The organism is Agromyces sp. NPDC057679 (genome assembly GCF_042799635.1).
In the GTDB taxonomy this organism is placed as follows: Bacteria; Actinomycetota; Actinomycetes; order Actinomycetales; family Microbacteriaceae; genus Agromyces.
Genome location: NZ_JBHVIK010000002.1, coordinates 703,347 through 716,068 on the forward strand (window position 1 = coordinate 703,347; position 12,722 = coordinate 716,068).

Annotated in this window: 10 protein-coding genes; 4 read left to right on the forward strand and 6 right to left on the reverse strand. The window is 70.8% G+C overall.

Features of this window, described 5'->3' with window-relative positions:
• The first annotated feature begins 46 nt into the window (after window positions 1–46).
• Together ACFVAJ_RS10185 and ACFVAJ_RS10190 are read left to right on the forward strand one after the other, a co-directional pair.
• On the forward strand, window positions 47–628 hold the full coding sequence (locus ACFVAJ_RS10185) for a dihydrofolate reductase family protein (protein WP_376943716.1): 582 nt from the start codon (window positions 47–49) through the stop codon (window positions 626–628).
• Window positions 629–935: 307 nt separating this feature from the next.
• Entirely contained in the window at window positions 936–2,636 is a 1,701-nt protein-coding gene (locus ACFVAJ_RS10190; protein ID WP_376943718.1) for an LVIVD repeat-containing protein, read from the forward strand.
• An 88-nt stretch (window positions 2,637–2,724) separates the two neighbouring features.
• Here the strand turns inward: ACFVAJ_RS10190 and ACFVAJ_RS10195 are convergent, their stop codons facing one another.
• Complete coding sequence (locus tag ACFVAJ_RS10195; RefSeq protein WP_376943720.1) at window positions 2,725–3,390, reverse strand: DUF305 domain-containing protein; 666 nt, start codon at window positions 3,388–3,390, stop codon at window positions 2,725–2,727.
• A gap of 90 nt (window positions 3,391–3,480) precedes the next feature.
• A complete protein-coding gene (locus ACFVAJ_RS10200; RefSeq protein ID WP_376943722.1) occupies window positions 3,481–3,957 on the reverse strand; it encodes a PaaI family thioesterase in 477 nt (158 codons plus the stop codon).
• Between the two features lie 96 nt (window positions 3,958–4,053).
• On the opposite strand from ACFVAJ_RS10200, the gene ACFVAJ_RS10205 reads away from it, so the two are divergent.
• Both ACFVAJ_RS10205 and ACFVAJ_RS10210 read left to right on the forward strand, forming a co-directional pair.
• On the forward strand, window positions 4,054–4,494 hold the full coding sequence (locus tag ACFVAJ_RS10205) for a VOC family protein (RefSeq protein WP_376943724.1): 441 nt from the start codon (window positions 4,054–4,056) through the stop codon (window positions 4,492–4,494).
• Between the two features lie 150 nt (window positions 4,495–4,644).
• Window positions 4,645–6,681 carry a hypothetical protein gene (locus ACFVAJ_RS10210; protein WP_376943726.1) on the forward strand — a complete coding sequence of 679 codons (2,037 nt, stop codon included), beginning with the start codon at window positions 4,645–4,647 and terminating at the stop codon, window positions 6,679–6,681.
• 423 nt (window positions 6,682–7,104) lie between these two features.
• Here the strand turns inward: ACFVAJ_RS10210 and ACFVAJ_RS10215 are convergent, their stop codons facing one another.
• From ACFVAJ_RS10215 to ACFVAJ_RS10230, 4 genes are all read right to left on the reverse strand, one after another.
• A complete protein-coding gene (locus tag ACFVAJ_RS10215) occupies window positions 7,105–7,581 on the reverse strand; it encodes a GNAT family N-acetyltransferase (RefSeq protein ID WP_376943728.1) in 477 nt (158 codons plus the stop codon).
• Between the two features lie 109 nt (window positions 7,582–7,690).
• Window positions 7,691–10,165 (reverse strand): glycoside hydrolase family 5 protein, encoded by a 2,475-nt coding sequence (locus ACFVAJ_RS10220; protein ID WP_376943730.1) that lies wholly within the window; start codon window positions 10,163–10,165, stop codon window positions 7,691–7,693.
• A 217-nt stretch (window positions 10,166–10,382) separates the two neighbouring features.
• Entirely contained in the window at window positions 10,383–11,777 is a 1,395-nt protein-coding gene (locus tag ACFVAJ_RS10225) for an APC family permease (RefSeq protein ID WP_376943732.1), read from the reverse strand.
• The gene (locus tag ACFVAJ_RS10230; RefSeq protein ID WP_376943734.1) at window positions 11,777–12,694 is read right to left on the reverse strand and encodes a carbon-nitrogen hydrolase family protein; all 918 of its coding nucleotides are present in this window, start codon (window positions 12,692–12,694) and stop codon (window positions 11,777–11,779) included. The genes ACFVAJ_RS10225 and ACFVAJ_RS10230 overlap by 1 nt, the downstream gene beginning before the upstream one ends.
• Window positions 12,695–12,722: the final 28 nt, after the last annotated feature.

Consider the following 12,722-nt stretch of genomic DNA (forward strand, 5'->3'; position numbering starts at 1 on the left):
GACGCCACAATGAGACGGAAGTTCCGTCGCCACGAAAGGACACGTCATGCGCACCCTCATCGTCAGCGAGTTCATCAGCCTCGACGGCGTCGTCGACTCTCCCGGAGGCGGCTCGCACCCGCGCGCCGGCTGGACCTTCAAGGAGGTGCCGTTCGTCGAAGAGGCGTACGCGATCAAGGGCTCCGAGCAGCTCGAGGCCACGGCGATGCTGCTCGGCCGGGTCAGCTACGACGAGTTCGCCCCGGTCTGGCCCACGATGGTCGACGAGTTCGCCGAGTACAACGCGATGCCGAAGTACGTGGTCTCCTCGACCCTCACCGATGAGGCGCTCCTGCCCGAGTGGCAGAACTGCCACGTGCTGCGAACGCTCGACGACGTCGCCGAGCTCAAGGCCGGCGACGGCGGCCCGATCATCGTGCACGGCAGCGCGACGCTCGCGCAGGGGCTCGCCGCGGCCGGGCTCGTCGACCGCTACCACCTGCTCGTCTTCCCCGTGCTGCTCGGCAGCGGCAAGCGGCTCTTCGGCGACGACCCGGGGCTCACCACCAAGCTCGACCTCGTCGAACACGAGGCCTACTCGAACGGCATCGTGAAGGCCGTCTACGACGTGGCGCGGCCGGTCGCCTAGCGAGGTCGGAGCGTCCCGAGACGCGAGGGCCGGGCGGTGCATCCCGCCCGGCCCTCGCGTCGGTTTCGAGATTTCTGCTGCGCCGACCACCCTCTTCTCGCTACGTTGGGGGAATTGGTCGGCCTTCCGGGGCCGCGCGCGAGCACGGGGTTTCAGCTGCGCGTCCATCGGAGGGCTCGATCGTTCTGTTGCAACGACGTAGTTCCAGACGAGATGAGGGCCAGCGATGAGATTCCACCACCGACCCCCGCGAGCGCGAACACGCGCGCTCGCCGCCGCCGGAGCGCTGTTGCTCGGCGCATCCCTGATGACCGCCACCGCGGCAGTCGCAGACGACGACCCCCGCGTCGACCTGCCCGCGGGCCTCTTCGACGCCGGGCTCGCGACGAGCGGCATCGACCTGCTGTCGAGCACGCCGGGAGCCGGCCCGTTCGCCTCCGGCTCCATCAACTCCGACCTCGCATTCTCCGGCGACCACGCGATCGTCGGCAGCTACCAGGGGTTCCAGGTGTACGACGTCTCCGACCCGGCGGCGCCCGTGCTGCAGAAGTCGTTCCTCTGCCCGGGCGGCCAGGGCGACGTGTCGGTCTACGGCGACCTGCTGTTCATGTCGGTGGAGCAGACCCTCGGCCGCATCGACTGCGGGACGCAGGGCACGGGCAACACCCCGGTGAGCGCCGAGCGGTTCCGCGGCGTGCGCATCTTCGACATCAGCGACGTCGACAACCCGGTGCAGCTGCCGGGCGTGCAGACCTGCCGCGGTTCGCACACGCACACCGTGGTGGCCGATCCCGACGATGCCGAGAACGTCTACATCTACAACTCGGGCACGGCCGGCGTCCGCTCGGCGATGGAGCTCCCCGGCTGCCAGAACGCGACGCTGACGGCCGACCCGGTGACCACGGGCGACCCGACGCAGTGGCGCATCGACGTCATCAAGGTGCCGCTCGACGCCCCCGAGACGGCCGCGGTCGTGAGCCAGCCGCGCATCTTCACGAACCCCGACACGGGCGCGTACAACGGTCTGCAGAACACCCTCGGCGGGCAGATGCACCCGAGCGGCACGGTCTACAGCCCGACGCCGAACACCAACACGTGCCACGACATCACCGCGTACCCCGAGATCGGGCTCGCGGCGGGCGCGTGCCAGGGCAACGGCATCCTGCTCGACATCAGCGACCCGGTGAACCCGGTTCGCATCGACGCGGTCGCCGACCCGAACTTCTCGTACTGGCACTCGGCGACGTTCAACAACGACGGCACGAAGGTCATCTTCACCGATGAGTGGGGCGGCGGATCCGGCGCTCGCTGCCGTGCGACCGACCAGCCCCAGTGGGGCGCGAACGCGCTGTTCGACATCGTCGACGGCAAGCTCGAGTTCGCGAGCTACTACAAGCTGCCGGTGCCGCAGACGGCGCAGGAGAACTGCGTCGCGCACAACGGCTCGCTCATCCCGGTGCCGGGTCGCGACATCATGGTGCAGGCGTGGTACCAGGGCGGTCTGTCGATCATCGACTTCACCGACACGGCCAACCCGACCGAGATCGCGTACCTCGACCGCGGCCCGATCAACGCCACCGCGCTCTCGCTCGGCGGCTACTGGTCGACGTACTGGTACAACGGCAACGTGCTCGGCAGCGAGATCGCGCGCGGCTTCGACACGATGGGGCTCACCGCGAGCGACCTGATGACCGAGAACGAGATCGCGGCCGCCGGCGAGGTGCAGCTCGGTGAGTTCAACGCGCAGGCGCAGACCGCGATCGTGCACGAGCCGAGCTTCGCGGTGGCGCGGTCGTACGTCGACCAGGCCGAGCGCGCCGGCACGCTGAGCGGCAAGGCCCTCGTCGAGGTGCGCAAGCACATCGACAAGGCCGAGAAGCTCGCCGGCGGCCCGGCAGCAGGCAGTGCGGTCGCGGCCCAGCTCGACAACGCGGCCCGCAAGTCGGGTGCTCCGGCCGACTCGAACGTCGTGCAGGGGCTGACCGCACTGGCGGCGACCTTCGGATGAACCGGTGAGGGGGCCGGGTGACGGCCCCCTCGCCCCGAACGAGGCCCGGCGGTCGACGACCGCCGGGCCTCGTCGCGTCAGGGTCGCGTCAGCCCGCTCGCTCGGCGAGCATCTGCTGCATGCGGGCGATCTCGATGCCCTGGTCGGATTCGACGTGGCGGGCGAACTGGTCGGTCGCCGACTCCTGCCCGCCGCCCGCGGCGTAGAGCTCGTCGACCATCTGCACCGCGCCCTCGTGGTGCTGGATCATGAACACGAGGAACAGCTGGTCGAACGCGTCGCCGTCGGCACCCCCGAGTTCGGCCATCTGCTCGTCGCTGAGCATGCCCGGCATCGCCGCCCCGCCGCTCGCGTGGGCGTCGTGCCCCTGGTCGTTGACCGGCACCCCGCGATCCTGCAGCCAACTCACCATCAGCGTGCGTTCGTCCTGCTGGCTCGCCGACATGCGTTCGGCGAGCAGGCGGATGTCCCGGTCGTCGGTGCGCTCCTCGACGAGGGCGGTCATCTCGATCGCCTGGTCGTGGTGGTGGATCATGTCGCGCATGAAGTCCGCGTCGAGCTCGGTGTGCTCCGGCGCGTCGATCGAGCCGGCGGCCTCGTCGGGCGAGAGGGTGTGGTTCGGCTCACCCGGCGCACCGAGCTGCACGACGGGGCTCGTCGGTGCGGGCGAGTCGGGCGTCGTCGTGCACGCGGCCAGTCCGAGCGCGAGCGCGAGCGCCGTTCCGACTGCGAGGGGTCGCCGTATCGCCGTCATGCATCGACCTCGTCTTCGTTGAAGGGCACGTGGCATCCATCTAAGCAGGTGCCTCGCCGATGTCGACGGTCGAGATTCAGCGAGCTGCGGCTACTCGGCGGCCGCCGCCCGCGTCACGCGCGGCTTCTCGCGCACGTACACCTCGCGGCGCACGCGGGCGACGACGTCGCCGTCGCGGTCGGTGATCTCGGTCTCGAACCACTCGAGCACCTTCGCCCCGCCGCGGGCTCGCTCGCGCAGTTCGTCGGCCTTCGCCTTCGGTACTTCGAAGTGCGCGGTGAGCACCCCGCGGCCGGGCTTCACGAGCTCGATCTCGCCGCGGGTGTCCCACACGACGTAGTCGCGTCCGAGCTGGTGCATGATCAGCATGAAGTAGTAGGGATCGGTCATCGCCGACATCGAGCCGCCGAAGGCCGTGCCCACGTAGTTGCGGGTGATCGGGTTCACGTGCAGCTCGACAGTCGCGCTCGTCCAGTCGTCGGCGAAGCGCTTGACGCGGATGCCGCTCCACAGGTTCGGAGCCCACAGGCTCATGCCGATGGCGAGTCGTCGGGGAGTCATGCGCATGCCTCCGATTGTGCGAGAACCGGATGCCACGGGCGAATCCTTTGTCGGATGTCGCCAGTCTGCTCGCCGGCGCTTCGTGGGGCGTAGGGTGCCGACATGAGCAGTGCAGCAGGGGGCGCCTCCCGCCGGGTCCGTCAGCTCCGTCTCGTCGTCGAGGCCGAGGACTGGGAGGCGGCGGTCGCGTTCTACCGCGATGTGCTCGGCCTCACCGAGGAGGAGGCGTACGACGGCGACGACGGCGCCCGCGTGATGATCCTCGACGCGGGGCGCGCGACGCTCGAGCTCTCGAATCCGGCGCAGGTGCGGCTCATCGACCGGGTCGAGACCGACGGGGTGCGGAGCCCGCACCTGCGGGTCGCGTTCGAGGTCGACGACACTGCAGGGGTCACCGATGAGCTCGTCGAGGCCGGCGCCGAGCTGCTCGCCACGCCGCGCGAGACGCCGTGGCGCTCGATCAATTCGAGGCTCGCGGGGCCGGCCGGACTGCAGCTCACGGTCTTCCAGGAGCCCGATGACGGGGTGACCGCGCCGAGCTGATTCGCACATCCTTCGCCGGGTTCCTCGTTTCCCGGCGACGAACCGCTTAGCATCGAGGGACGTGCCGCACCCGAGCGGTCACCGTTCCCCCGCCCGCCCCGGCGCCCACCCCCAGGAGCCAGATTGACGATCCCCGCCGACGATCAGTCCATGCCCGGGAGTCCTGTGCCGGCGGCCGAACCCGAGTCGCGAGCGGCCCGCCGCAGCGCCGAAGCCGGCGGAACCCTGCGCCCGCGTCGCATGCCCGATCGTGCGAGCGCGTGGGCCCCGCCCCCGGTCGCGCCGGGTGGAGCTGCATCGCCCGCCGCCGCGACGCCCGCACCGATGCCCGTGCCGCCCGCGCCTGTGGCGCCCGCCGTTGCCGCGGAGGTCGAGCGCTACTACCTGTGCTGCGAGGTGCCGAGCGGCGACTTCGTCGAGGTCATCCTCGCGGTGAGCGACGGCGGCCGCCGCCGCTACTTCACGACCAGCGACGGCGACCGCCTCGCCGAGGTCGACGAGTACTACTTCGTGCGCCGCAGCCTCGGCGACGCCCGATCGATGCTCGAGCTCGACGCCCGAGAGATGGCCGAGCTCGAGGCCGAGCTGAACTTCGTGCGGCCGCTTCGCGGGCGCGACCCGCTGGCCGAGCTCGCCGCCGAGGCGGCGGGCGCGGCGCTCGAAATCGAGGCCCCGGCGACGGATGCCACGGAGCCGGCCACGCCCGAGGCGTCGGTCGAGCCCGCGGTCGTTCACGAGACGCCCGTCGCGGCTGTCGAAGCGGTCTCGGTCGCCGAGCCGACCGCGGCCGCCGCGCCGGCCGCTGCGGTCGAGTCCACCGCCGTCGCTGGGCCGTCGTCGGAGGTCGAGCCGGCCCCGACCGCGGCTGCTCAGGACGCGCAGCCGCCGTCGGCCGCCGCCGCGGTCGTGGAGCCCTCGGCGGCGGTCGAACCCGCTGTCGCCGAGCCGACCTCGCCCACCGAAGTACCGCCCGTCGCCGCGCCCGCGCCGCTCGAAGCCGCCTCCGAGGCGACTGCCGCACCCGAGACCGATGCCGAGGCGTGGGTCGAACTGCTGCGTCGCGCCGGGTTCGAGCCGCCTGAGCTGAACCTCGATCAGCTCGATTCCGAGCCGGTCGCCGATGCCGCCTCGAGCCCGCACCCCGAGTCGCTGATGGTCGAGCCGGTGCTCATGCAGTGGGCGGAGACGATCGACCGGCAGCCCGAGGGCGGGTCCGAATCGGCGGAGGCCCACTCGGAGCCGAGCCCTGCGGTCGAGCCGGAGCCATCACCGACTTCGGTGTCGGAGCCCGGCCCTACCGCCGCCCCGGACGCGGGGCCCGCTCCCGTGACCGGGTCGGAGCCCGCGCCCGCCGCCGCGGCAGAGGCGCTGTCGCAGCCGGGCGCCGACCGCGAGACGCTCCCCGAACCCGTGCCGTCGGCACCGCTCACGCCGCCGAAGCTCACGCTCGTACCCGAGCCGCCCGTCGTGACGCCGCTCGCCCCGACGCCGAGGCTGACGCTCGTACCCGGACCCCCGCCCGAACCGACCACCCCTACTCCCGCGCCGACGTTCCCGTCGGGCGCGGAGGTCATCCCCGAGGCCGTCCCCGCTGCGCATGCGGCGCCGGCCTCCGACCCCGACTCGAACGAGGAGACGAACCCTGTGGCGATGATGACGAACCAGACGGACGCGCTCGCGCCCGCGGCATCCGTGACCCCGATTGCGGCGCCCGCCGCTCTGCACTCCGCGCCGGCGCCCGTGGTCGATGCCGACGCGGCGGCGCAGATCGCGCTCGCCAAGGGCATCGCCTTCGTGGCGCACCGCGGCCAGGTCGACCAGGTGGGTGCCGACTACATCGACCACCCGGGTCGCGTGGCGGAGCACTTCGATGCGGCGACCGAGCCGGTCGCGACCGCGGCCGCGTGGCTGCACGACGTGGTCGAGCGCAGCGCCGTCTCCGAGCAGGAGCTGCTCGAGGCGGGCGTGCGCCCCGACATCGTCGAGATCGTGGTGCTGCTCACCCGCACCCCCGAGATGAGCGACGACGAGTACTTCGCGCGGATCCGCAGCAACCCGCTCGCACGCCGCGTGAAGCTCGCCGACGTCGCCGACAACTCGTCGCCGTGGCGCGTGCGCAAGCTCGACTACGACGCCCAGCAGCGCCTGGCCGCCAAGTACCGCCACGCTCGCGAGGCTCTCGGGTAGTCGCCCTCGGCGGTGCCCACCGGCACCCCTCGGATGCTCCCAGCCAGGGCAGCACCGAAGTAGTGTGCTCCCGTCGCGCCGCGCTCCCGTCGTTGCTCTTGGCGGCTTCAGCCGGCACCCGGCGGGAGTTCTCCCGTGCAGCTTCGGTACCGAAGTACCGAAGTACCGGACCTTCGCCGGTGGGATGCCCGCTCGATCCTGCTCAGCGGTGCTGCGTGCGCCGTCGTCGGGATGATGTCGCCGCGCGAGCGGACCCGGGACGCCGGGGGAGCACTCCGTCACTGATGCGCGCTTGGTATCGCCGATACCGGAGGCGGATCAGTGACGTAGTCGTCGGATACGGAAGGGCCGAGGTATCGCGGTACCGAAGTATCGGGCCCTCGACGGGCCGATGCTTGCCGAGCGATTCGCTCGCTCGCGCGATCAGTGCGTCGTCAGATCCTTCGAGAACCAGTGCTCGGCGTAGGGACTTTCGTTGAACGGGGCGACCTCGGCGTAGCCGAGCTTCGCGTAGAGCGCGCGGGCCTCGACGAGGTCGTTGCGGGTGTCGAGACGGATCGTCGTGCGGCCGCTGCGGTTCGCCGCGTCCTCGACCGCTCCGACCAGCGCCGCGCCGAGGCCCAGGCCGCGCGCCTCGGGCGCGACGAACACCCGCGTGAGCTCGGCCGTGTCGGCGTCGAGGTAGCGGGCGCCGGCGCATCCGAGCGGCTGCCCCGCCTCTGACGCGACGAAGAAGGTGCCCAGGTCGCCCCGCAGCCCGTCGTCGTCGCCCTGGGCGAGCTCCTCGTCGATTTCGGCGTCGGTCGCGGCTCGCCCGTAGTAGCGGGTGATGATGTCGTCGAGGTAGCGGCGGAGGATGACGACGGCCTCCGTGTCTGCGGGGTCGAGTCGGGCGATCACGGGCACCGCCTCACCATACGCGAGGGATCCCGCAGAGCCGTCGGATCCGCCTTGATGAGCGCTTCGGGGTCGCTGCGCGCAGCACCGCGACCCCGAGGCATCCGGCTCGCTACTCGGTCGCGAGCGCGTACTCGCCCTCGGCGCAGCCCGTGATGAGCCAGCCGCCAGCGACCTGCTCGAGCTCGAGGCGGCTGAGGCCGCGCTCCTCGGAGAACTGCGGCTGCGTCTCGCCGGGGATCCATACCTGGAGCCCGCAGAGCGGTTCGTCGACGGCGCCGGTGAGCGCGAGCTCGCCGCCGTCGTTGCCCACGACCCCGGCCTGAAGGCTCGTGATCACGCCCGGCGCCTCCTGCGGGTAGGCCCGCGACAAGATGTCGAGCAGGTGCTCCTTGCGGGGCGCGTCGTCGCCGGTCGCGCAGTCCTCGGAGAGCAGGGCGTTGCCGAGCTCCTGGATGCCGTTCTGCGGGTCGCCGCAGGCCTGCTTCCACACCCAGTAGGCGCTGCCGAGGACGCGCGCATCCTCTTCGGCGGCGTACCGCGAGAGGTGCGCCGCGGTCGACTCCTCGTCGCCCCAGTACCCGTACTCGCCCGACCACATTGGCATGCCGAGCTCGTCGGCCACGCGCTGGCCGAGTTCGAACTGCCGTTCGGTGCTGACGATCGTCGGGAGGCCGAGCGAGGCATCCATGGTGATCGACTCGGCGTAGAGGTGCGGCGAGAACGCGACGTTCAGGTCGTCGGTGAAGCCGATCGACGGGCCGCTGTCGAAGCCGAGGCCCGACCAGAGGATGCTCGGCTCGACGAACACGATCTGCGGTGCGCCGGCCTCGCGGATCGCGGCGATCGCCTTCGCCGAGAACTCGCCGTTCTTCTTCGAGGTCGTGAGGGGCGCGGTCTCGCCGAAGCCGGGTTCGTTGAGCAGGTCGAAGCCCGCGACCGCCTTCTCGTCGGCGAACTCGCCCGCGAGTTCGCCCCACGTGCGGGCGAGGGCCGTCTGGATGCCGTCGGTGTCGAACCAGAAGTGCTCGAACGCCCGGTCGCCCGCGGGCGAGATGTCGCGGCCCGTGAACGAGCAGCGCGGTGCGCCGTCCCAGTGCGTCGCCCACTCGGGTGCTCCGTCGTAGCCCCACATCGGGTCGGTGCCCGGCCGGCACTCGGTGCCCTCGGCGGTGGGCAGGTTCGACCACCCGTCCTGGTGCATGTCGAGCACGGTGCGGATGCCGTGCTTCTCGCCCCATGCCACGGCCTGCTTCACCTGCGCGAGGTAGTCGGGGTCGAGTTCGCCCTGCGTCGGCTCGAGCGCCGACCACGACATGCCGAGACGCACGACGTTGAAGCCGTACGTCGCCATGTCGGCGAAGTCCTGCTCGGTGAGCTCGCGGGTCACGGGCAGGTCGGGGGTCGCCTGGTAGAAGTCGACGAGCTGGTTCACGTTGACGCCGCGCAGCAACACCTGGTGGCCCTCGCCGTCGGTGAACCGTCCGTCTTCGACGCGCAGGAATCCCGCGGGCACGGAGGCCTCGTTCGCGACGGTCGCGACCGCCGGCGCCGCCGGGGCGAGGAGCGAGGCGGTGATCGCGGTCACCGCGACGACGGCCACGCCGACGCCGACGGCTGCGGCGACGCGTGCCGGCGAGGCATCCCGCTCGTTCGCGGTCTCGCTCGTCGCCTCGCTGCTCGACGAGGCGTCGGCGTCGCGCGCCGCCCGCCGCGCGACCACGCGGTCGGCGATGAGGGCGACGACGGCCGCGATCCAGCCGGTGCAGGCGCCGAAGGCGAGCCCGTCGGCGACGTGGATGTACGTGGCCATGAGCGGCCAGAGGTCGCCGCGGAACCCGTCGTCGACGACGAGACCGATGAGGCCCTGGACGAGGCCGAAGAGGCCGCCCGCGACGAGCGCGCCGAGCCAGGTGCCGAGGAACCCGGGCACGCGCCGGCGCATCCACCGGATGCCGAGCCAGGCGGCGCCGATGAGCAGCGCGATCGCGATGAGCATGCCGACGATGCCGAGCGCATCGGTGCCCGGCCGCGGGGTCGGGATGCCGGGGGCGTAGGTGGCGCCGGTCCACCACGAGCCGGCGAGCAGCGGCGCGATCGCACCGAACGCGACCGCCGCCGGCCAGACGGATTCCCCGTCGGTCGAGTAGGCACGCAGCGCCGTATCGAGACCCGCGCGCGCCGCGCGCCGCGCCACGATCCGCTCGACGAGACGAACCACCCCCGCCACGATCAGTGCCGACGGCACCGCCTTGGCTGCGATGTAGCCGGCAGCCCACGCCGACAGCGGGACATCCCCGGTCATCGCGAGGCACGCCGCGAACTGCGCGAGCAGCGCGGCGAGCACGACGCCGGCCGTCAGCGTCCAGAAGCGGTCGCCCGCACGCACGGCGGCCCACCACACGACGGCGAGCATCACCGGCACGAACACGACGTAGCGGGCGACGGGCCACCACAGGTCGAACCGCGGCGTTCCGCCGGGCCAGCCGACGAGGGCGAGGAGGCCGGTCGGGTCGATGATCGCCTGGATCAGCAGGAGGACGGTGGTCGCGGCGACGGCGACGATCGGGCGGCGGACCTGGGGCATGGCACTCCATCGTGACGAGGTTCGGGTCAGCCAAGCATCCGTACTGAGTACGGCCCCGTCAAGAGAAAAGTGGGACAAGTGACCCAGTTGTGACCTTCGGCGGCTCTCGTCGGTCGAGCAGGCGCGCCAGTGCCATATTGACCACGCCGCTCCGGGTGACGTGAGCCAGATCGCATCACGACGGCCGTGGAGAGCGCTCCACGGCCGTCGTGCGGTTTCACGGTGTGACCGTGACCTCCTCGTCGGCCGCATTCACCTCGGAGTCGAGCTCCTCATCGAGCTTCGGCACCGGCCGGCGGAAGCCTCGAGTGGCGACCGCGAGCACGATGATGCCGAGCACCAGCCATGCGCCGCCCAGCACGAAGGCGGTGTCGTGCAACTGCGAGAAGAGGAACAGGTCGACGGCGACGCCGAGGATCGGCACGACACTGAGCAGCGTCGTCGCGGTCGTGCTGCGCCGGTCGCGGGTGCGGCGGATCCAGACGAAGCACGACACGTTGACGAGAGCGAATGCGAGGAAGGCGCCGAAGTTGATGAGCGCGGTCGCCTGGGCGATGTCGAGCAGCATGCCGATGAGACCGATCGCGGCGATGATCAGGATGTTCACCCACGGCACGCGGAACGCGTTGAGGCGCCCGAAGACCGTGCGCGGCAGCACGCCGTCGCGGCCGATCACGTAGAGCAGGCGGCTCGAGGTCGCCTGGATCGCGAGGCCCGAGCCGAATGCGGCGATCAGCGCGATGACGTTGTTGACGTTCGCGAAGGTCTGGCCGCCCGCCGTCACCTGCAGCGTGTAGCCGGCGATGTCGGGGTTCTCGAAGCTGCCGCCCGGGTGCATGAGCTGCATGAGGAATGAGACGCTCACGAAGATCGTGCCGCCGATGAGCACGACGAGGATGATGCCGCGGGGGATGTTGCGACGGGGGTTTCGGGTCTCCTCGCTCAGCGTGCTGACGGCGTCGAAGCCGAGGAACGAGTACGCCGCGACCGCGGCGGCACCGCCGATCGTGAGGATCGACGTGTTGTCGTTCCAGAACGCCTCGGAGGGGCTCGACGCGGGTGCCGAACCGCTTGTCAGGTAGGCGACGATGACCGCGGCGGTGACGACAAGGGACGCCATGGCGACGATCGTGAACCACGTGTTGACCCGGTCGGCCAGCTTGATGCCGAGCAGGTTGATGATCGTCGTGGGAACGATGTTGATGAGCACCCAGACCCAGAGCGGAATCCCGGGGAACTGCGCGTTGAGGTAGATCGACTGGATGAGCCAGGCGACCATCGGCAGGAAGAGGTAGTCGAGCAGGATCACCCAGCCGGCGAGGAATCCCATGTGTCGACCGAGCATCTTGCCGACGTACGTGTACGACGAACCCGAGTTCGGGTAGGCGCGGGCGAGGATCGCGTACGACACCGCGGTGAGTCCCATCGCGATGGTCGCGACGAGGTAGGCGGTCGGTGCGACGCCGCCGCTCTCGGACGACACGACTCCGAACGTCGACGTCACGATGCCGGGTGCCATGTACGCGAGGCCGAAGAAGATCACGCCGGCGAGGCCGAGCCTCGGCAGCAGCCTGCGGGCCAGGGGGGAGTCGGGAGCGGTGGGGGTGGACATCAGCTGTTCTCCTTCGAACGGGGCTGCCAGGTCGCCGGGTCGATGCGACCGTCGTAGAGGGGGAGCGGGATCGCCACATCGTCGTCGCGGAACTGCGACCAGGGCCTCGAGACGCCGGCGGTGCCGAGGGTGCGCGTCTGCGCCGTGGCCGCGAGGTCGACGACCGCCGTCAGCACTTCCTCCGAGGCATCCGGCGAACTCGCACGGATCGCCCCCGCGGGGTCGACGATGAGCGAACGGCCGCGGCCGGTCGGTGCTGCAGCGTTGACCGAGGCGATCCAGAGCTGGTTCATGATGGCGTTGCCGCGCACGATCGCGAGCTCCTGCTCGCGGTCGGCGGTCGCGGTCTGCACGAGGTTCAGCACGAGGTCGGCGCCGAGCCACGCGAGGTGGCGAGTGTGCTCGGGGAACCAGATGTCATAGCAGATCGAGATGCCGACGCGGCCGCGGCCCGCCAGGTCGAAGACCTCGAACCGGTTGCCCGGCTTGGTCTGCTCGAGCGGACGCCAGGGAAAGACCTTGCGGTAGCTCGCGACCCGTTCGCCGGTCGGCGAGAACACGAGTGCGGTGTTGTGGATCGCGCCGTCGTCGCCGCGCTCGTAGATCGAGCCCGGTACGAGCCAGATCTCGAGTTCGCGTGCGAGGTCGCCGAGCGCGGTCACCTTCGCGTCGTCGAGGCTGCGCGCGGCCGATTCGGGGTGGAGGTGCGCACTCCGCGGTTCGAGGTGGAACTCGGGCAGCACCCACAGCTCGGCGGTGGGCACGCCCTTCACCAGGTTTCGTAGCCGGGCTCCGAACCGCTCGACATCGAATTCCGGTTCGGCGGCCGCCTGCACGAGGGCGACGACGAGGCTCTGCATCATCACAGTCCATTCATTAATAAAAGTTTGAGAAAATAATGCACCTCCGATCTTCATTCGTCAAACGAACATGGAAGAATGGTCG